The following is a 20643-nucleotide window of genomic DNA, read 5'->3' as shown; positions in this document are numbered from 1 at the left end:
TGCGTTTTCGTCACGACCCGCCGCAGTGGCCGGGCCCGGAGAAGCAGCGAGGCATTCTCGAATGACACGAACCCCCAGGACGGCAGCCGCAGGGCTCGCCTTCGCAGCGACGGCGGCGCTCGTCGCCGGCACGGTCGGGGCGGCGCACGCCGCACCCGCGACGGCCGGCGGAGACGGCGCCAACGGCTACAAGACCGTCGGCTACTACCCCGCGTGGGACGCCGGCAACGAGGACGGCTACCAGGTCGCCGACCTCCAGACCACCGGGGCGGCGTCCGACCTGACGCACCTCAACTACGCGTTCGGCAACGTCACGACCGACCTGGTCTGCGACATCACCGACAGGGAAGACCCCGTCGACGGCGGGCTCCAGGGCGACCCCCTCAACGACTACGTGCAGCTCAAGCCGGCCGGGCAGACCGTCGACGGCGTCGCGGACACCGCCGACCAGGCGCTCGCGGGCAACTTCAACCAGCTCAAGAAGCTCAAGGAGGCCAACCCGGGCCTGAAGGTCCTCATCTCGCTCGGCGGCTGGACCTGGTCGGACAACTTCTCCGACGCCGTGTCCACGCCGGAGAACCGCGAGCGGCTCGTCGAGTCCTGCCTCGACCTGTACTTCCGCGGGAACCTGCCCGTCGTCCAGGACGCGGAGAACGGCACCAAGGGTGGCGACGGCGTCGCCGCCGGCCTCTTCGACGGCGTCGACCTCGACTGGGAGTGGCCCGGCGCGACCGGCGAGCACCCCACGCCGCGACCCGAGGAGGACGCGGAGAACTTCGTCCAGTTCGCGCAGCTCCTGCGCGCCGAGCTCGACGAGCTCGGCACCGAGACCGGCGAGGACTACCAGATCACCGGGTTCGCCCCCGCCGGGTGGGCCCCGCGCACCTACGGCGGCTGGCTCGACCCGCGCTTCGTCGAGGCGCTCGACTTCATCAACGTCCAGGGCTACGACTACCACGGCGACTGGAACACCACCCGGACCGGCCACCAGGGCAACCTGCACGTCTACGAGGACCCGACGACGGGCGAGCCCGCCAACTGGGGCCTCGCCGCCGACGGTGTCCTCGGCGCGTACCACGCCGCCGGGTGGCCCAAGGAGAAGCTCGTGCTCGGCATGGCCGCGTACGGCTACGGCTGGAAGAACGTCACCGACCCGACACCCGGTGCCGCGGCCGACGGCGCCCTCCCGTTCACCTACTACTCCGACATCAAGGCCGAGGGCCTCCCGGAGTACTACGACGAGGTCGCCGGCCAGGGCTACTTCTACGGCGACGGCGAGTGGTGGACCGCGGACACCCCGCGTTCCGTGACGGCCAAGGCCGAGTACCTCGCCACCAACGGCTACGGCGGCGGCTACTTCTGGGACCTCGCCGGGGACGACGACAACGAGCTCCTCGGGACCCTCCGTGGCACGTTCGAGACCGCCACCCCCGGACCGCTCGTCCCCGCCGACGCGGCAGCCCCCTGGTACGCGTCCGGTGTGTACACGAAGGGGGACGTCGTCTACCACGACGGCGTCGAGTACCGCGCCGCCTGGTGGACCCGGAACCAGGAGCCCGGCCAGCCGAACGGCCCCTGGCGCGCCATCGGCGGTGCCGGCACCGCCCCGGCAGGAGAGGCACCCGCGTGCGGCGACGCCTGGGACGCCGGCCGCACCTACACCGCGGGCGACGTCGTCACCCGCGCGGGCGTGAACTACACCGCGCAGTGGTGGACCACCGGGTCCCGGCCCGGGACCGACGTGCACGGCGCCTGGGACGCGGGCAGCCCCTGCGTCTGACGCGCGGCACGACGAGCACACGAACGAGGCCCCTGCCGAAACATCGGCAGGGGCCTCGCCCGTGTCTCAGCCTGCGATGCGCTCCAGGTCAGCGCTCGACCCTTTCGGTCGCGCTGACCTTGCGCTCCGTTCCGGGCGAGTGCCTCGTACCTCGGCCCTCACCCTGCACTGCACTCCAGGTCAGCGCTCGACCTCACCGGCGATGAAGGCCTCCAGCTGCGCACGGCCCTTCGTGTCCTCCATCTGGACCGGCGGGGACTTCATGAAGTAGGTCGAGGCCGAGAGGATCGGGCCACCGACGCCGCGGTCCTTGGCGATCTTCGCGGCGCGCACGGCGTCGATGATGATGCCGGCGGAGTTGGGGGAGTCCCAGACCTCGAGCTTGTACTCCAGGTTCAGCGGGACCTCGCCGAACGCGCGGCCCTCGAGGCGCACGTACGCCCACTTGCGGTCGTCGAGCCACGCGACGTAGTCCGACGGGCCGATGTGGACGTTGCGGTCCTCCTTCTTGCCGCCGAGCGGACCCTCGAGGTTCGAGGTCACGGCCTGCGTCTTGGAGATCTTCTTGGACTCCAGGCGCTCGCGCTCGAGCATGTTCTTGAAGTCCATGTTGCCGCCGACGTTGAGCTGGTACGTGCGGTCCAGCACGACGCCGCGGTCCTCGAAGAGCTTGGCGAGCACACGGTGCGTGATCGTCGCGCCGACCTGCGACTTGATGTCGTCGCCGACGATCGGGACGCCGGCCTGCTCGAACTTCGCGGCCCACTCCGGGTCGGACGCGATGAAGACGGGCAGCGCGTTGACGAACGCGACGCCCGCGTCGATCGCGGCCTGCGCGTAGAACTTCGCGGCCTGCTCCGAGCCGACGGGGAGGTAGCAGACGAGCACGTCGACCTGCGCCTCGCGCAGCGCGGCGACGACGTCGACCGGCTCCGCGTCCGACTCCTCGATCGTCTGCGCGTAGTACTTGCCGATGCCGTCGAGGGTCGGGCCGCGCTGGACGGTCACGCCGAGCGGCGGGACGTCCGCGATCTTGATCGTGTTGTTCTCCGAGGCGTTGATGGCCTCCGAGAGGTCGAACCCGACCTTCTTCGCGTCGACGTCGAACGCCGCCACGAAGTCCAGGCTCGACACGTGGTAGTCGCCGAACTGCACGTGCATGAGGCCCGGGACGGTGGCGCTCGGGTCGGCGTCACGGTAGAAGTGCACGCCCTGGACGAGGGACGATGCGCAGTTGCCTACGCCGACGATGGCGACGCGGATGGAGGTCATCCTCGCTCCTTGGTGTTCGTTGTTCCAGGGTCCTCGGGACGCCTCGCGCCGTCGGGCTCCTGCTCGGATGGTTCCGCAGGATGCGGGGTGCTGCTGGTCCGTGCGCGGGTGGTGCTCCGGGAGTGCCCGGAGCTCCGGTCGCGCTCGGTGGTGATGAGACCGTCGAGCCAGCGCACCTCGCGCTCGACCTGCTCGAGTCCGTGACGTTGCAGCTCGAGCGTGTACTCGTCGAGCCGCTCGCGGGTGCGAGCCGCGGACTCCCTGACCGCCTCCAGCCTCTCCGTGAGCCGGGTGCGCCGGCCCTCGAGGATGCGGATGCGGGTCTCGGCGTCGGTCTGCGCGAAGAACGCGAACCGGACGTCGAAGCTCTCGTCCTCCCACGCGGCGGGCCCCGACGAGGCCAGCACGCTCTGGAGGTGCTCCTTGCCCTCGGCCGTCAGCTCGTAGACGATCCGCGCGCGCTTGCCCGAGAGGGCGGGCGCGAGCGTCGACTGCGCCGCGGACTGCTCCGTGCCGGTGATGAGCCCGCGGGCCACCAGCGACTTGAGGGCGGGGTACAGCGAGCCGTAGGACAGCACGCGGAAGGAGCCGAGCATGATGTTGAGCCGCTTGCGCAGCTCGTACCCGTGCAGGGGCGACTCCTTGAGGAGGCCGAGGATCGCGGTCTCGAGCACGGGCGTCTTGCTGCGCACGATCCCACCTCCTGACGCTCGCTCGGCGTGCCCCGGCGGGACCGCTGTGAGACTCGATGTATCGAGTCGATACATCGACAGGTTAGGTCGTCTCGATGCGTCGTGCAATCTTCGGGGAGTGTCGCGCATCGCGCCACAGATGTGAAGGACCCGCGGAGGCGGCGGGACGCCGCGGCAAATCAATGGCGCACGATGGCGCTGTCAGCGCCCCAGGCCCTTGTCCCGACAGGGCGACGCCCTATTGTTCAGGGTGGTCCGGCGTGTGCCGACCCCGTGCCCGACGACGTCCCGCGCCCGAGGCGGGGACGCGCCGTCGGGCAGGTGGTCCGCTCGCGGCGGGCCACGAGCAGGTCCGCGGACGACGTGGAACCAGCTTCCCGTTGCCCCCCAGAGGAAGGTAGACCGTGGCGCGATCCACGAGGACGAACGGACGGACGACCCCCCGCGGGCGCCGTCGGTTCTTCAACTACCCGCGCTCGCACGTCAAGAGCTTCCGCCGCTGGCTGCCGTCGTGGCGCGTCGTCGTCGGGACCATGCTGACCGGCGTCGCGCTCGTCGCGGGCGTGCTCGTCGCCGCGTGGTTCACGACCGAGGTCCCGAGCACGCTGCCTGGCGTGAACAAGCAGACCTCGACGGTCTACTGGGGCGACGGCACGACGGAGATGGGGACGTTCGCCTCCGAGGACCGCACCCTCGTCGACTACGCGACGCTGCCGGCGTACGTGGGCGACGCCGTCGTCGCTTCGGAGGACCGGACCTTCTGGACCAACTCCGGCGTCGACGTCAAGGGCATCGGGCGCGCCCTGCTCAACAATCTCCAGGGTGGCGATCGCCAGGGGGCCTCGACGCTCACGCAGCAGTACGTCGAGCGCTACTACACGGACACGGTCACCGACTATGTCGGGAAGGCCCGCGAGGTGATCCTCGCGCTCAAGATCACCCAGGGGCAGAAGAAGGAAGTCATCCTCGGCAACTACCTCAACACCATCTACTTCGGCCGCGGCGCCAACGGCATCCAGGCCGCCGCGCAGAAGTACTACGGGGTGAACGCCGCCGACCTCACGGTCTCGCAGTCCGCGATGATCGCGGGCATCATCCCGAACCCGACCTACTGGGACCCGGCCAACGACCTGGCTCAGGCGACGCACAGGTGGGACCGCACGCTCGACAACATGCTCGAGGACGGACACATCGACAAGGCGCAGTTCGACGAGGCGATCGCGGCGGGCTTCCCGATGCCGATCGAGTACAAGAAGTCGGACAAGCTGGCCGGTCCGACCGGCTACCTCCTCACCGAGGCCCAGAAGGAGCTCGACAAGCTGGGCATCACGGAGGAGGACCTTCTCACCGGGGGTTACCAGGTGACGACGACGATCGATCCGGCGATGCAGAAGGCGGCGGTGGACACCGCCGACTCCTTGCCCCAGGAGTCCCGCGGGGACGACAACCCGGTCTCGCCCAACCTCCGCACGGCCATCGTGTCGATCGACCCGAACGACGGCTCGATCCGGGCCCTCTACGGGGGCGCCGACTATCTCAGCAAGCCGTTCAACGACGCGACCCAAGGCGCGGCCCAGGGCGGCTCGACCTTCAAGCCGTTCACGCTCATCGCGGCGCTCGAGAACGACCACACGCTCGACGAGCGCTACGACGGCAACTCGCCGATGACGTTCGAGGGCGCCGACGAGAGCGGGGACTGGAAGGTCCGCAACTTCGGCGACCACGACTGGGGAAACATCGACCTGGTCACGGCGACGGCGAACTCGGTGAACACGGTCTACGCCGAGCTCAACATCGAGACCGGGCCCGAGAAGACGGCCGAGGTGGCGACGCGCCTCGGCATCGCGAAGGACAAGGTCGCCCCGAACGCGTCCAACGTGCTCGGTACCGCGACGGTGACGCCGCTCGAGCTGACCAACGCGTACGCGACCATCGCGGCGGGTGGGCAGAAGGCCACCCCGCACATCATCGCGAAGGTCGTCGACTCGCGCGGCAACCTCAAGTACGAGGCCCCCGGTGCGGAGGACCGCGCGCCGGAGTTCAGCACGGAGACCATGGCGGCCACGCAGTACGCGCTGTCCCAGGTCGTGGAGCAGGGCTCGGGCGAGGCCGCCCAGGCGATCGGGAGGCCGGCGGCCGGCAAGACCGGTACCTCGAACGAGAACAAGTCCGCGTGGTTCGCCGGGTTCACGCCGGGCCTGGCGACGGTCGTCGGCCTCTACCAGACCGGGCCAGAGAACGAGCAGGAGCAGATCACCCCGTTCGGCAAGTGGGCCGACATGCGCAACCCCGAGATCACGGGTGGTTCGTGGCCGGTCGAGGCGTGGACGTCGTACATGCAGGCGGCGACCGCCAACCTGCCGGTCGGCGAGTTCCTGCAGTACACGCCGCCCAAGCCGAAGCCGACGGAGACTCCCACCGAGACGCCGACGGAGGAGCCCACCGAGGAGACGCCGACGGAGGAGCCCGAGGAGCCGCAGCAGCCGGAGAATGTCACGGTGCCCGGCGACCTCCAGGGCCGGACCGTCGACGACGCCAAGGCCGCCCTCAGGGCGCTCGGTCTCAAGTGGGCGGTCACCGAGGAGTTCTCGAACGAGCCTCGCGGCATCGTCATCAAGGCGGGCTCCGCCGGTGCTGAGGTCCCGCCGGGCTCGACGATCGCGCTCGTGGTCTCGAAGGGCGTCGACCCGGGACAGCAGCCGACGGAGGAGCCGACCGAGGAACCGACCGAGACGCCCGACCCCGGCGACGGGGGCGGCGGGGGCCCCGGTGGCGGGCCCGGGGGCGGCGGGAACGGCAACAACCCCTGACCTCGGTCGTTCCGGAGATTTCCAGGGGCCAGCGCCGAGCGGGTACCCTGGGGAGCTGCCGTCCGCTCGTCGGGCGGCAGCAGCACGAATGCATGAACCCTCCTGTCACGGAGAGACCGTGACCGCGAAGACCAGAGGAGGTGGGTTATCCGCATGCGTCAGTACGAACTGATGATCATCCTCGACCCCGAGATCGAGGAGCGCACCGTCGCCCCGTCGCTCGACAAGTACCTGTCGGTCATCAAGACCGACGGCGGCTCCGTCGACAAGGTGGACATCTGGGGTCGTCGCCGCCTGGCGTACGACATCAAGAAGAAGTCCGAGGGCATCTACGCGGTCGTCGACTTCACGTCGACCTCCGACACCGCCAAGGAGCTGGACCGTCAGCTCGGCCTCAACGAGGTCGTCCTGCGGACCAAGATCCTGCGCACGGACGCTCGCTGATCCTCCCCGCGTCCCCCGTTCGTCCGTCCCGCACCGGGATGCTGCACGCCGTAGCGCGTGTGGGCGCCGCGTGATGGGATGAGCGACGCGAGACCCGTTACGAGCACGAACGCGACGATGCTGACGACACACGAAGGAGCTGGCCATGGCAGGTGACACCGTCATCACGGTGATCGGGAACCTCACGGGAGACCCGGAGCTGCGTTTCACCCCCTCGGGTGCGGCGGTGGCCAACTTCACGGTGGCGTCGACGCCGCGGACCTTCGACCGCCAGTCGAACGAGTGGAAGGACGGGGACACCCTGTTCATGCGCTGCTCGATCTGGCGCGAGGCCGCGGAGAACGTCGCGGAGTCGCTGACGAAGGGCATGCGCGTCATCGTGCAGGGCCGCCTCGTCCAGCGCTCGTACGAGACCCGCGAGGGGGAGAAGCGCACCGTCGTCGAGCTGCAGGTGGACGAGATCGGTCCCTCCCTGCGCTACGCCTCCGCGAAGGTCACCCGGGCCCAGCGCTCGGGTGGCGGTGGCGGCGGCTTCGGCGGCGGTGGCGGCTACGGAGGTGGCGCCAACTCCGGCGGTGCCTCCGGTGGCGGATTCAGCTCCGGCGGCGGTCAGCAGCAGAGCGACGACCCGTGGGCCACGGCTGGCCCCGCGTCGTCCGGTGGTTCGTTCTCCGACGAGCCCCCGTTCTGATCGCCCGCCACTCCCAGAACACACACCCGTCCCCGCGGGTGCCGCGCCGCTCGTCGGCGCGGACCGCGCGCGGGGATCGCACCTTGTAGAGGAGCAACACCATGGCGAAGCCTGTGGTGCGCAAGCCCAAGAAGAAGTCCAACCCGCTGAAGTCGGCCAAGATCGAGTCGGTCGACTACAAGGACACCGCGCTGCTGCGCAAGTTCATCTCCGACCGCGGCAAGATCCGCGCGCGTCGCGTGACCGGCGTCTCCGTCCAGGAGCAGCGCCAGATCGCCCGTGCGGTGAAGAACGCGCGCGAGATGGCGCTGCTGCCGTACACGTCGACGGCTCGCTGAGCGGGAAGGGAGAGAACTCATGGCCAAGCTGATCCTGACCCACGAGGTCACCGGTCTCGGTGAGCCCGGCGACGTCGTCGAGGTGAAGGACGGGTACGCCCGTAACTTCCTCGTCCCGCGCAAGCTCGCCACGCCGTGGTCCAAGGGCGCCGAGTCGCAGGTGACTGCGATCCGCAAGGCGCGCAAGGCCCGCGAGATCGCGTCGCTCGACGACGCGAAGGCGATCCGCGACTCGCTGCAGTCGAAGCCGGTCGTCGTCGAGGCGAAGGCCGGCGCCGCCGGTCGCCTCTTCGGTGCCGTGACGACGGCGGACATCGCGTCCGCCGTGACCGCCGCGGGCGCGTCGGTCGACAAGCGCAAGATCGAGATCGGCCAGCCGATCAAGGCGACGGGGGACTACACGGTCTCCGTCCGCCTCCACCCGGAGGTCTCCGCGACCCTCGCGGTGAAGGTCGTCGCTGCCTGATCTGCTGCTGAGCAGTCCTCGAAGGCCCGGTCCCTCCTCGGAGGGGCCGGGCCTTCGTGCAGTTCACGTGGTGCCGGTGACCATCCAGGCGCTGCCGCGGGCGCGCAGGCCCGTGGTGACGGCGCGTGCGGCCATGAAGACCCCCGCGAACGCGAGCCACAGCCACGCGAGGCCCGCTGCGCCGTCGGGCGCCCAGTGCCGGACGGCGAGCGCGAACGGCACGTAGACCACGAGCGTGAGCATGCCCGCCCAGGCGAGGAAGCGTCCGTCCCCGGCGCCGATGAGGACGCCATCGAGGACGAACACCCACCCCGCCATGGGCATCAGGAGCCCGCACACCGCCATGCCGACCGCCACGGCGGCGCGCACGTCCGGGTCGGATGTGAAGAGCAGCGCGAACCACCAGCCGCCCGCGGCCATGACGAGCCCGATCGCCGCGCCCGCCGCGACGCCCCACTGCAGGGTGCGCCGCAGGACGGCGCGGACGCGCGGGACGTCGTCGGCCCCGAGCCCGTAGCCGACGAGCGCCTGCGCGGCGATGGCGAGCGCGTCGAGCGCGAACGCGGCGAGCCCCCAGACGGAGTTCACGACCTGGTAGCCCGCGAGCGTGACCTCGCCGAGCCCGGTCGCGACGAAGACGGTGAGCAGGATCGCGAGGCGCAGCGAGAGGGTGCGGACGAAGAGCGGGGCGCCCGCGCGCGCGTTCGACCAGATGCCGCCGGCGGCGGGGCGCAGGGACGCGCCGTGGCGGCGTGCGCCGCGCACGACCACGACGACGAGCACCGCGCCCATGGTGAGCTGGGCGACGGCCGTGCCGATGCCCGAACCGGCGATCCCCAGACCCGCCCCGTAGACGAGGACGACGTTGAGGACGGCGTTGAACGTCGCGCCTCCCGCGGCGACCCACAGGGGTGTCTTCGTGTCCTGCATGCCGCGCAGCACGCCTGTGGACGCGAGCACGAGGAGCATCCCGGGGAGGCCGAGGGCGGACCAGCGCAGGTAGACGACGGCGTGCCCGGCCACCTCGCCGGTCCCGCCCATCGCGCCGACGGCCCAGGGCGCGGTCGCCCACAGCGCGGCGGCGAGCAGGACGCCGAGCCCGACCGCGAGCCACAGCCCGTCGACGCCGGACTGGAGCGCCTCGCGCGCGTGCCCGGCGCCGATGCGGCGGGCGACCGCGGCCGTGGTCGCGTAGGCGAGGAAGACGCACAGCCCGACGAGCGTGACGAGGAGCGTCGAGGCGAGGGAGAGTCCCGCGAGCTGGGCGGTGCCGAGGTGGCCGACGACCGCGCTGTCCACGAGGACGAAGAGGGGCTCTGCGACGAGCGCACCGAGGGCGGGGACGGCGAGCGCGAGGATCTCGCGGTCGAGCCGGGAGCGGGTGCGGCGACCTGTGGACGACGGCGCGGGGTCGGGTGGCGTCCGGGTGTCGCCGGGATGGCCGGGTGGTGTCCGGCGTGTCGTCGGCGTGTCGTCGGACTTTCTTTCTTCCACACCCCTGAGGGTAGTGACGAGGCTGGTCAGGGGCCGCTCACGCTGATGTACACAGGGAGATCGTGAGGTTGTCCACACCGTTTTCCACCGGGTGTGCACAGTGTGGGGGAGTGTGTCCACAGGTTCGGGGGTCCCTGTCCACCGGGCGTGCACAGGGCCGTTTGCGGGGTGTGGAACCGCGATCTAGTGTCGCGGGGTCGTGCTTGTCGGAGGCGGGAGGCGCGGCCACCGGGACAGTCGTGTGGGTGGCCCGCTGTAGAACACGTGTACGACGAAGGTTTGTCCCGGTCGCGCGGTCCCTCGGTGGGTCGTGACGGGCTCGGGGGAGCGAGGGGCGCATGTCGATCGAGGAGCTCGAGGAGAGCTACGGGGGACCGGGGCCGTCAGGTTTCGACCGGACGCCACCCCAGGACGTCGCGGCAGAGATGAGCGTGCTCGGTGGCATGCTGCTGTCCAAGGACGCCATCGCCGACGTCATCGAGCAGATCCGTGGCTCCGACTTCTACCGGCCCGCGCACGAGGTCGTCTACGAGTCGATCATCGACCTCTACGGCCGCGGCGAGCCCGCCGACGCCATCACGGTCGTCGCCGAGCTGACCAAGCGCGGGGAGCTCCAGCGCATCGGCGGAGCCCCGTACATCCACGACCTCATGGCCGGCGTCCCGACCGCTGCCAACGCCGGGTACTACGCGCGCATCGTGCGCGAGCGTGCCGTGCTCCGGCGACTCGTCGAGGCCGGCACGCGCATCGTGCAGCTCGGCTACGCGACCGACGGCGGCGACGTCGACGAGATCGTCAACAACGCCCAGGCCGAGGTCTACGCGGTCACCGAGCGCCGCACGACCGAGGACTACCTCCCGCTCTCGGAGATCCTCGGCCCGACGTTCGACGAGATCGAGGCCGCGCAGGGCCGCGGCGAGGGCATGACCGGCGTCCCGACCGGCTACTCCGACTTCGACCGGCTCACCAACGGTCTGCACCCCGGCCAGATGATCGTCGTCGCGGCGCGTCCGGCCATCGGCAAATCCGTTTTAGGAATCAATGTTGCGACGCACGCCGCGGTGCATCACCAAATGTCGTCCGTCATCTTCTCCCTGGAGATGAGCCGCAACGAGATCACCATGCGTCTTCTCGCCGCGGAGGCGCGGGTGCCGTTGACGCGGATGCGGTCCGGGAAGATGGACGAGCAGGATTGGCAGAAGCTCGCGTCGACGATGGGAAAGGTCGCCGAGGCACCGCTGTTCATCGACGACTCGCCCAACATGTCGCTCATGGAGATCCGGGCGAAGTGCCGCCGCCTCAAGCAGCGGCACGACCTCAAGCTCGTCGTGATCGACTACCTCCAGCTCATGAGTTCTGGAAAGCGCGTCGAGTCGCGCCAGCAGGAGGTCTCGGAGTTCTCGCGTGCGCTCAAGCTGCTTGCGAAGGAACTCGAGGTACCCGTCATCGCCATCTCGCAGCTGAACCGTGGTCCTGAGCAGCGCGGCGACAAGAAGCCACAAATGAGTGACCTTCGTGAAAGTGGATCTATCGAACAAGACGCTGACGTCGTGATCCTTTTGCATCGCGAAGATGCATATGAAAAAGAATCACCGCGTGCGGGCGAGGCGGACCTGATTGTCGCCAAGCACAGAAATGGCCCCACAGACACCATCACGGTCGCATTCCAGGGCCATTACCAGCGTTTTGCAGATATGCAGATGTAGGCGTTCGCGTTTTCGCGCTGTTGAACCGGCGTCGGCGCCACACCTGCACGCCTGTTCAATTCGCGTCGTCACGCCAGGCGCCCCGGGAGCGTGAGACTGCGGAGTCAGGAGGCCTGGCCTCTGACCATGCGGCTGTCCCCAGGTATAAACGCTGGTGCCGCTTCGTAGGCTGAGGCGCTCTGGGACACGTTCTGGGGGATGAGGGCTCATGGCAGGCGTTGTCGCGATCTCTACCCAGGTGGAGGCGGCCGTTCGTGCCGCCCTGGCGGAGGTGCTCCCCGCCGACCTGGCGGGCGCGGACCCGGTGGTCCGCCGGTCCGCGCGGGCGGACTTCCAGGCGGACGGTGCGCTTGCCGTCGCGGTGTCGGGGCCGGGGTTCGTCAACGTCACCGTGCCGGACCAGGTCGTCTGGACCGCGGTGGCCGCCCGCCTCGCGGACGCGCGGCTCGGCGTCGCGGCGTCACGGAGCGGCGAGCGGGTGGTGGTCGACTACTCGGGGCCGAACGTGGCCAAGGAGATGCACGTCGGTCACCTGCGGTCGACGGTCATCGGCGACGCGCTCGTGCGGGTGCTCGACCACCTGGGAGCAGAGGTCGTCCGGCAGAACCATGTCGGCGACTGGGGCACGCAGTTCGGCATGCTCATCCAGTACCTCGACGAGCATCCCGAGGCGGCGTGGCAGGGCCAGGGGGTCGCGACGATGTCGGCGCTCGACGCGCTGTACCGGGCGGCCCGCGCGGCGTTCGAGGCCGACCCGGCCTTCGCGGACCGGTCGCGCGCTCGCGTCGTCGCGCTCCAGGCGGGCGACGAGCCCACGGTGGCCGCGTGGCGCGCGCTGGTCGAGGAGTCGGAGGAGGCGTTCGCGCGGGTCTACGACCGCCTGGGCCTGCTGCTGGACGCCGGGGACCTCGACGGCGAGTCCCGCTACAACGCGGCGCTCCCCGGCATCGTGGCCGAGCTGCTCGCCGCGGGCGTCGCCGTCGAGTCCGAGGGCGCCGTGGTGACCTTCACCGACAGCGTGAACGACCCCGACGGAGACCCCGTCCCGCTGATCGTGCGCAAGAAGGACGGCGGCTACGGCTACGCGGCGACGGATCTCGCGACGCTGCGCCTGCGCGTCGAGCACTACCGGGCCGACCGCATCCTCTACGTCGTGGACGCGCGCCAGGCGCTGCACTTCCGGATGGTGTTCGACACCGCCCGCCGCGCCGGCTGGCTCCCCGACGGGGTGTCCGCCGAGCACGTCCCGTTCGGCACGGTCCTCGGCGCGGACGGGAGGCCGTTCAAGACCCGGTCCGGCGCGACCGTCCGCCTCGCCGACCTGCTCGACGACGCGGAGGCGGCCGCCCGCGCCGTGCTCCGGGAGAAGGGCGACGACTTCACCCCGGCCGAGCGGGACGCCGTCGTGCACGCGGCCGCGACGGCGGCGGTCAAGTACGCCGACCTGTCCACCACCCGGACCCGGGACTACGTCTTCGACGTCGACCGGATGGTCGCCTCGTCGGGGAACACGGGCGTGTATCTCCAGTACGCGCACGCGCGCGTGCGGTCCATCCTGCGCAAGGCGGGGGAGCGGGCCCAGGACGTCGACGGCGCCGCGCCCGCTCACCCCGCCGAGAAGGACCTGGTCCTGACGCTCGACGCGTTCGACGCGACCTTGCGCGACGTCGCCGCGACCCTGGAGCCGCACCGGCTCTGCGGGTACCTCTACGACGTCGCCACCGCGTTCACGCGGTTCTACGACCTCTGTCCCGTCCTCAAGGCCGAGGGCGCCACGCGCGGCAACCGCCTCGCGCTGTGCGAGCTCACGAGCCGCACCCTGGCGACGGGCCTCGACCTCCTCGGGATCGCTGCGCCCGAGCGCCTCTGACCGCCCCGGCACGACGACGTCGCGCGCCCCACCGCGCGTCGTCCCGGCGCGTCGTCCCACGGGCCGCGCGAGGCCCCGATGCCCGTGCCGTGACCCGTTGACCTGCTCCGGCGCCCGGGCTACCCTCTGCGCCCCCATTCGGAAAGTGCGCTCGAAATTTCGGGGATCACGACACGAAGGAGTGCCTGATGGATGCATCGACCACGCCCCACCGGAGCGGGCCGCCCCGCCGTCGGGGGGCCGCGCTCGTCGCGGGCGGACTCGCCGGCGGGCTGGCCCTTGCGGCCGGTCTCGCCGCCCCCGCCGCGGCGGAGAGCGTCCCGGCGGGGAGCGTCCCCGCGAAGGCGGCGCCCGCCGTCGGGCCCCACGGCCTGACCGGCGCGCAGCGCGCGACGCTCGAGACGTACCTGGAGGACACCTACACCTCGCTGGTCGCGATGACGGACGAGGAGACCGGCCTGCCCGCGGACAACATCGAGGGCGACCTGGACCCGGCGTCGAGCAGCGCGTACACGTCGCCGACGAACATCGGCGGCTGGCTGTGGTCCACCGTCGTGGCGCGCGACCTGGGCCTGGTCGACGACGCCGAGGCGCGCGACCGCCTCGCGACGACGCTCGACACGGTCGCGTCGCTGGACCGGCACGACGCGAGCGGCATGTTCTACAACTGGTACGACCCGGCGACGGGCGACCGGGTCGAGACGTGGCCGGACGACGGGAACACGGTCCACCAGTTCCTCAGCTCGGTGGACAACGGCTGGCTGGCCGCGGGCCTGCGCGTCGTCGCGGAGGCCGAGCCGAGCCTCGCGGACGAGGCGCGCGCGATCTACGACGACATGCACTTCGGCGCGTTCTACAACCCGGAGGCGCGGCCGGACCTCGGCGTCGGGCTGCTGCGCGGCGGGTTCTGGGACGAGGAGCCGCCCGGCTGCTCGGTCGCGGGCGACTACCTCGGCACGGGGACCGACGTCTACTACACGTGCCACCACTACGACACGACGGTCTCCGAGACGCGCATCGCGACCTACCTCGGCATCGCCGAGGGCGAGGTGCCGCCGGAGGCGTACTACGCGAGCCACCGGACCTTCCCCGACACGTGCGACTGGGCGTGGCAGGAGCAGAAGCCGATCGGCGAGACCCGCGAGTACCTCGGCGTCCCGGTATTCGAGGGCGCGTACCGGTACCGCGACCTCGCGGTCGTGCCGGGCTGGGGCGGCTCGATGTTCGAGGCGCTCATGCCGGACATGCTCGTGCCCGAGGCGGAGTGGGGCTCGACGTCGTGGGGCGTCAACCACCCGCTCGTCGTGCGCGCGCACAAGGAGCACGGCCTCGACGAGGCCGGTTACGGGGCCTGGGGCTTCTCGCCCGCGAGCAACCCCTTCGGCGGCTACGCGGAGTACGGCGTCGACGCGATCGGGCTGCGCTCGGACGGCTACCTGTCCGACGGCGAGACCGACGTCGACCTCGGGTTCGACGGCTGCCGCGAGGCGACGAACCCGGCGCCGGAGTTCGGTGACGGCGTCGTGACGCCGCACGCGTCGTTCCTCGGGCTCGTGTACGACACCGACGGCGTGCTCGACAACCTGGCCCACCTCGCCGACGACCTCGGCGCCTACGGGCCGGGCGGGTTCTACGACTCCGTCGCGGTCCGCTCGGGCGCGGTCGCCGAGCGCTACCTGTCGCTCGACCAGGCGATGATCGTCGCCGCGATCGGCAACGTCCTCGACGACTCGCGCCTCAAGGACTACTTCGTCGACGACGAGCTCGAGCAGCGCCTGCGCCCCCTCATGGAGGCGGAGACCTTCTCGGCCACGGCCGACCTCACGCCCGGCGTCGGGGCCGACGTCCAGGTCCAGGCGCGCTGCCTCGCGGGCCGCGCCCACGTCGCCGTCCGGGCGACGAGCACGGGTGACGGACGCGCGGACGTCACCCTCGCCACGCCCTACGGGACGCGGTCGTTCGACGACGTCGCCCCGCACCGCAGCACCTACCAGTCGTTCGCGGCGCGCACGGCGGAGATCCCGTCCGGCACCGCGACGGTGACGGTCACGGCCGACGACGGGTCGACGACCCAGGAGCTGTCCTACCGCTACGCGGCTGTCTCCTGCGGCTGACCGGCCGACCGGCCGACGGATGTCTTGTCGCCGGTCGACCGGCACCACATGACGGGAGGGGCGCGGACCGCGCCCCTCCCGTCCGTCGTGGTCCGAGCGTGCGCCGGGTGCGTGCGTCAGGACCGTGCGTCAGGGCCCGCGACCGCGCCGGGACCGCCTCACGAGCGCGGGGGAGCGGTGGACTCGCGGACGACGAGGCTCGTCGCGAGCTCGGTGCGCAGCGTGTGCCCGCTCGCGGTGCGGGCGCGGTGCACGAGCTCGACGGCCGAGGCGCCCATCTCGACGAGCGGCTGGCGGACGGTGGTGAGCGGCGGGTCGGTCCACGCCGCGATGGGGAGGTCGTCGAACCCGACGAGCGAGACGTCGTCCGGCACCGACAGCCCGGCCTCGCGCAGCGCCCGCAGCGCGCCGAGGGCCGTGTCGTCGCTGCACGCGAAGACGGCGGTCGGTGGCTCGTCGAGGGCGAGGAGTCGCTGGACCCCTTCGTAGCCCGCAGGGACGCCGTACGTGCTCAGGCAGACCAGGTCGTCGTCGACGGGGACGCCCGCCCGGATCATCGCGGCGCGGTAGCCGGCGAGCCGCGCGATCGCGTTGTCCTGCTCCGGGACGCCGGTGATCGTCGCGATGCGACGGTGCCCGAGCGCGAGCAGGTGCGCCGTCGCCTCGAACGCGCCCTGGAAGTTCACCGCCCCCACGCTGAGCACGCCCTCGGGCAGGCGGTGGCGCGGGTCGACGACGACGAGCGGCACGCCCGCCTCGGTCAGCGTGGCGCGCGCCTCGGCGTCGGGCACGGCGACGACGCTCACGAGCCCGTCCGTACCCCGGGCGAGCGCGTGCCGGACCCACGCCCCGCAGTCGTCGGGGTCCAGCTCCACGGACAGCACGACGTCCAGCCCCTGACGCCGTGCCTCGGCGACCGCGCCGCGCACGACCGCCTCCGACCACGGCCCCTCGAGGTCGACGATCCGGACGTCGACCAGCCCGGTCCGCTTCGCCGTGCGGGGCCGGACCTCGTAGCCGTGCCGGCGCAGGACGTCGGCGACGTGCTCGCGCGTCGTCGCCGAGACGTCGGGCCGCGCGTTGAGCACCTTCGACACCGTCGGGACGGAGACCCCGGCCTCGGCCGCGACGGCGGCGAGGGGGACGTTCCGTCGGCCTGCATGCGAGGCAGTCATCCGGCTCCTTCGGGCGTGCCGTGCGGACCGACCCCCGTGGCGCGCGCCGCCATCAGCCAGCCGTGGGGGTCCTCGCTCGCGACGAGGTCCGTCCCGGACACGAGCCAGGTGGCGCCGGCGTGGAGCGCCTGCGGGACGATCGAGCGCGTGACGCCACCGTCCAGGCCGACGGCGTGGCCCGGGCCGGCGGTGCGCCCGACCGTGGCGAGCGCATCGCCCTGGAACGTCGAGCCGGCCAGGCCGGGGGTGATCGACATGACGAGGACGTCCGTCCCGGGCTCGACCTCCGGCACCTCGACGCCGGGCGAGAGCGCGACGCCGGCGCGCGCGCCCCGCGCGCGGACGCGGTCGAGGGCGGCGCGCCAGTCGCGCGTCCCGGCGTGGACGACGACGAGCTCGCAGAAGTCGGTCCAGCGGTCGACCTCGCGGAGCGGCTCCTCGACCATGAGGTGCGCCTCGGCGCCCAGCCCGCTGTCGGCGGTCACGGCCGCCGCCTCCGCGGCGGTGAAACCGCCCGCCGCGGCGTACCGCCCGTCGGTGTGGTCCCAGTGGGCGGTGCGGAGCCCGGCTCGGGCGAGCCGGTCGGCCTCCGCGGCGACGCGGTCGCGCGGCGTGGACCAGAACGACGCGGCGACACGGGTGCGGGGGGAGCTCATCGGTCCGTGCCGCGCGCGACGGGCGGGAGGTCGAGCAACGCCTCGGCGCAGCGCTGCTCGGTGACGAGGGCGGAGACGAGGCCGGACCGCGTGACGGCGTGGACGGCGGCCGCCTTCTCGTGCTCGGCGGCGACGGCGATCACCTTGGGCACCCGGGCGAGCTGCCGCGCGGAGATCGACAGGCATCGCTCGGCGAAGTCGGGGACGAGGTCGCCCTCGGCGGTGAGGAGGATGCCCGCGATCTCGGCGCGGACCCCGCGCGCGGTGAGGTCGTCCCGCTCGTCGCGCCCGAGGACCTCGCGGAGCTGGGAGATCGGCGGGTCCCACGAGCCGATCGCGACGACCGCGACGTCGACCCGGTCGAAGAGCGAGAGCGCGCGGGCGATGTCGGGCTGGCGGCGCAGCGTCGCGGCCGTCGCGGCGTCTTCAACGACCAGGGGCGCGAAGATCGCGTGCGCGTCGCCCCCGGCGCGCAGGGAGACGCGGCGGATCACCTCGACAGGGGAGTCGGAGAGGTCGGAGCCGACCGCGCCCGTGAGCTGGACGACGGTGACGGGGGGCAGCGCGGTGAGGCGCTCCGTCATGGCGGTGAGCGTCCGCCCCCAGGCGAACCCGAGGGTGTTCCCCGGGCGCAGGGACCGGGTGAGCAGCTCCGCGGCGGCCGCGCCGACGTCCTCGCGCAGCTCGGACACGGTGTCGCGGCCCTGGACCACGAGGCACTCGTCCAGACCGAGGTGCGAGCGCAGGCGCGCGGAGAGGGCCGGGTCGACGACGCCGGCGTCGTCGATGGTGATGGTCACGATCCCGGCCTCGAGCGCCTGCTCGAGCATCCGGGCGACCTTGAACCGTGAGACGCCGAGCTCCTCGCCGATCTCGACCTTGGAGGCCGAGTCCACGTAGTAGCGGCGGGCCACGTGTGCGAGCTCGTGGCGCGAGAAGTCCGTCATGTCACCCATTCTTGCTCATCTGAGCGCTCGTCTGCGCATGTGTTACCGATCTGTGATCGAGGCGCGTTGCTTGTGGCCTCGTGGTGTTCATACTATCGACATACGAGCAACAGCGTGCTCATATGAGCACCCGCAAGGAGGCGAGAAGTACATGTCGCGACGACGCGTCCCCGACGAGGTCGGGATCGCGGGGATCTTGGTCCTCGTGGTGGTGGTGATGAGTCTGCTGTCCCCGAACTTCCGCACCGCCGGGAACTTCGAGGTCCTGCTGCTGAACGGTGCCGTGGTGGCGCTGCTCGCGCTGGGACAGACCTTCGTGCTGCTCACCGGTGGCATCGACCTCTCGACGGGGTCCAACCTCGCCCTCACGGGCATGGCCGCGGCGCTCGGGATGCAGGCCGGCCTCCCCTGGTGGGCAGCCACGATCCTCGCGCTGGCCGTCGGCGTCGCGGTGGGCCTCGTCAACGGGATCTTCGTGCACTACCTGCGCCTGCCCCCGTTCATCGCGACGTTCTCGATGTTCGGCATCGCCGGCAGCATCCCCATGATCCTCACGGGCGCGGCGTCGGTCACGGTGCGCGACCCGATGTTCGCCTTCCTCGGGCGCGGCGGGGTCTTCGGCATCCCGACGCCGATCCTCATCGTCGCGCTCGTCGCCGTCGTCTTCAGCGTCCTCCTGGCGCGCACGAGCACGGGCGTCCACATCTACGCGCTCGGCGGCAACAAGGAGACGGCGCGCCTCGCGGGCATCCACACCGGGCGCACGACCCTCTTCGTCTACGCGATCTCGGGCCTGTGCGCCGCGCTCGCCGGCGTCGTGACCACCTCGCGCCTCATGGTCGGGTACCCGTCCGCCGGGTCGGGCAACGAGCTCTTCTACTCGATCGCCGCCGCGGTGGTCGGCGGGGTGAGCCTGTTCGGCGGGGTCGGCTCGATCGGCGGCGCCCTGCTCGGCGCGGTGCTCATCGCGACCGTCTCGAACGGCATGAACGTCGTCGGCGTCGACAGCTTCTGGCAGCCCCTCGTCATCGGCGTGATCATCCTCGCCGGCGTCAGCCTCGACACCTACCGCCGCTCGCTCTCGACCACCGGGGGGAGAGGCCGCCTCTTCCTCCAGCTCCTGCAACCACGTCGCGCCTCGCGCGCCACGTCCTGACCCCCACCGCTCGAAGGAGAGTACTCATGCGACGCAAGATCATCGTCTCGGCCCTCGCCGTGACCGCCCTCGCCCTCGCGGGCGCCTGCTCCGCCGTCGACACCGGCACCGGCGACACGAGCGGGAGCGGCTCGACCGACCAGGCCGAGACCACGCTGCCCGCGTCGTGCGACGGGGAGAACCCGTACGTCGCGGTCAGCCTCCCGAACCTCACCAACCCGTACTACGTGGCGATGAAGCAGGGCTTCGAGGACGGCGGCACCGCCAACGGGTTCGACGTCGAGGTCCAGGTCGCGAACGACGACGACGCCCAGCAGCTCGCCCAGGTCGAGGCCATGCTGCAGAAGGACCCGTGCGCGCTCGCCCTGAACCCCGTGAAGTCGGAGCCCGCCGCCGGGATCGTCAAGGCGGCGAACGACGCCGGTGTGCCGGTCTTCACCGTGAACGTCATCGTCGACGAGGACGCGCTCGCCGCCCAGGGGGCGACGATCGTCCAGTACCTCGGCGCGGACAACGAGGCGGGCGGCCGCGCGATGGGCGAGAAGGTCCTCGAGGACCTCGGCGCCGACGCCGCGCTGAGCATCGGCTTCATCACCGAACCCGACGAGCGCCCGGTCGTCATCCGTGACGAGGGCTTCACCGACGCGGTGTCGGCCAACCCGAACGCGGAGGTCGTCGCCAAGGTCGACGGCAACGTCAAGCCCGACGACTCGCTGCGCGTCACCGGCGAGATGCTTCAGGGCAACCAGGACATCAACGTCATCTGGGCCTCGACCGGCCCCGCTGTCTACGGCGCGCTCCAGGCCCTGGGCAACCGCACCGACGTCGCGCTCTACGGGTTCTGCGCGTCGGAGGAGCCGCTCACCGAGGTGTACCGCGGCTGCGTCGCGCAGGAGCCGGAGAGCTACGGCACCCAGGTGACCGAGCAGATCCGCGCGTACGTGGACGGCGAGGACGTCGAGCCGGAGATCCTCCTGCCGCTCAAGGCGTTCACCGTCGGCGAGACCCCTGCGCCGGGGGAGGTCGGCTGAC

Annotated in this window: 17 protein-coding genes; 11 read left to right on the top strand and 6 right to left on the bottom strand. The window is 71.4% G+C overall.

What is annotated here, in order from left to right:
- Positions 1-61 precede the first annotated feature (61 nt).
- Positions 62-1780 carry a glycosyl hydrolase family 18 protein gene (locus ACN9MS_RS20095; protein WP_426310135.1) on the top strand — a complete coding sequence of 573 codons (1719 nt, stop codon included), beginning with the start codon at positions 62-64 and terminating at the stop codon, positions 1778-1780.
- Between the two features lie 180 nt (positions 1781-1960).
- Here the strand turns inward: ACN9MS_RS20095 and ACN9MS_RS20090 are convergent, their stop codons facing one another.
- A complete protein-coding gene (locus ACN9MS_RS20090; protein ID WP_426310134.1) occupies positions 1961-3052 on the bottom strand; it encodes an inositol-3-phosphate synthase in 1092 nt (363 codons plus the stop codon).
- Positions 3049-3744 carry a PadR family transcriptional regulator gene (locus ACN9MS_RS20085; RefSeq protein WP_168731418.1) on the bottom strand — a complete coding sequence of 232 codons (696 nt, stop codon included), beginning with the start codon at positions 3742-3744 and terminating at the stop codon, positions 3049-3051. The genes ACN9MS_RS20090 and ACN9MS_RS20085 overlap by 4 nt, the downstream gene beginning before the upstream one ends.
- A 404-nt stretch (positions 3745-4148) precedes the next feature.
- Between ACN9MS_RS20085 and ACN9MS_RS20080 the strand changes: the two genes are divergently transcribed.
- The 5 genes from ACN9MS_RS20080 to rplI all read left to right on the top strand — a co-directional run bounded on the left by ACN9MS_RS20080 (position 4149) and on the right by rplI (position 8493).
- Positions 4149-6554, top strand: coding sequence for a transglycosylase domain-containing protein (locus tag ACN9MS_RS20080; protein WP_426310133.1), 2406 nt, complete (start codon positions 4149-4151; stop codon positions 6552-6554).
- Positions 6555-6707: 153 nt separating this feature from the next.
- Complete coding sequence (rpsF, locus tag ACN9MS_RS20075) at positions 6708-6998, top strand: 30S ribosomal protein S6 (protein WP_172819989.1); 291 nt, start codon at positions 6708-6710, stop codon at positions 6996-6998.
- 145 nt (positions 6999-7143) lie between these two features.
- Positions 7144-7689: a single-stranded DNA-binding protein gene (locus ACN9MS_RS20070; protein ID WP_021481583.1), complete on the top strand. Its 546-nt coding sequence runs from the start codon at positions 7144-7146 to the stop codon at positions 7687-7689.
- A 101-nt stretch (positions 7690-7790) separates the two neighbouring features.
- The gene (gene rpsR, locus ACN9MS_RS20065; protein ID WP_021481584.1) at positions 7791-8027 is read left to right on the top strand and encodes a 30S ribosomal protein S18; all 237 of its coding nucleotides are present in this window, start codon (positions 7791-7793) and stop codon (positions 8025-8027) included.
- 19 nt (positions 8028-8046) lie between these two features.
- Positions 8047-8493, top strand: a complete 447-nt coding sequence (gene rplI, locus ACN9MS_RS20060; protein WP_047230914.1) for a 50S ribosomal protein L9 — start codon at positions 8047-8049, stop codon at positions 8491-8493.
- Positions 8494-8556: 63 nt separating this feature from the next.
- Here the strand turns inward: rplI and ACN9MS_RS20055 are convergent, their stop codons facing one another.
- Complete coding sequence (locus tag ACN9MS_RS20055; RefSeq protein WP_426311937.1) at positions 8557-9852, bottom strand: MATE family efflux transporter; 1296 nt, start codon at positions 9850-9852, stop codon at positions 8557-8559.
- A gap of 473 nt (positions 9853-10325) precedes the next feature.
- On the opposite strand from ACN9MS_RS20055, the gene dnaB reads away from it, so the two are divergent.
- The 3 genes from dnaB (at position 10326) to ACN9MS_RS20040 (ending at position 15677) form a co-directional block, all read left to right on the top strand.
- Entirely contained in the window at positions 10326-11693 is a 1368-nt protein-coding gene (dnaB, locus tag ACN9MS_RS20050) for a replicative DNA helicase (RefSeq protein ID WP_313662838.1), read from the top strand.
- A 208-nt stretch (positions 11694-11901) separates the two neighbouring features.
- The gene (gene argS, locus ACN9MS_RS20045; RefSeq protein ID WP_426310132.1) at positions 11902-13563 is read left to right on the top strand and encodes an arginine--tRNA ligase; all 1662 of its coding nucleotides are present in this window, start codon (positions 11902-11904) and stop codon (positions 13561-13563) included.
- Between the two features lie 188 nt (positions 13564-13751).
- Entirely contained in the window at positions 13752-15677 is a 1926-nt protein-coding gene (locus ACN9MS_RS20040; RefSeq protein WP_426310131.1) for a glucoamylase family protein, read from the top strand.
- A gap of 158 nt (positions 15678-15835) precedes the next feature.
- On the opposite strand, the gene ACN9MS_RS20035 is transcribed toward ACN9MS_RS20040, so the two are convergent.
- From ACN9MS_RS20035 to ACN9MS_RS20025, 3 genes are read right to left on the bottom strand one after another with little or no spacing between them, the layout of a single operon-like run.
- A complete protein-coding gene (locus ACN9MS_RS20035) occupies positions 15836-16852 on the bottom strand; it encodes a LacI family DNA-binding transcriptional regulator (protein ID WP_426310130.1) in 1017 nt (338 codons plus the stop codon).
- The gene (locus ACN9MS_RS20030; RefSeq protein ID WP_426310129.1) at positions 16849-17508 is read right to left on the bottom strand and encodes a hypothetical protein; all 660 of its coding nucleotides are present in this window, start codon (positions 17506-17508) and stop codon (positions 16849-16851) included. Before ACN9MS_RS20030 ends, ACN9MS_RS20035 begins: the two co-directional genes overlap by 4 nt.
- On the bottom strand, positions 17505-18455 hold the full coding sequence (locus tag ACN9MS_RS20025; protein ID WP_204538474.1) for a sugar-binding transcriptional regulator: 951 nt from the start codon (positions 18453-18455) through the stop codon (positions 17505-17507). The genes ACN9MS_RS20030 and ACN9MS_RS20025 overlap by 4 nt, the downstream gene beginning before the upstream one ends.
- A gap of 151 nt (positions 18456-18606) precedes the next feature.
- On the opposite strand from ACN9MS_RS20025, the gene ACN9MS_RS20020 reads away from it, so the two are divergent.
- A complete protein-coding gene (locus tag ACN9MS_RS20020) occupies positions 18607-19611 on the top strand; it encodes an ABC transporter permease (protein ID WP_426310128.1) in 1005 nt (334 codons plus the stop codon).
- A 26-nt stretch (positions 19612-19637) separates the two neighbouring features.
- Positions 19638-20642, top strand: a complete 1005-nt coding sequence (locus tag ACN9MS_RS20015) for a substrate-binding domain-containing protein (RefSeq protein WP_426310127.1) — start codon at positions 19638-19640, stop codon at positions 20640-20642.
- Position 20643 lies beyond the last annotated feature (1 nt).

The sequence above is a fragment of the Cellulosimicrobium sp. E-16 genome (assembly GCF_049913115.1).
Lineage (GTDB): Bacteria > Actinomycetota > Actinomycetes > Actinomycetales > Cellulomonadaceae > Cellulosimicrobium.
This window is presented reverse-complemented; position numbering and strand designations above follow the sequence as displayed.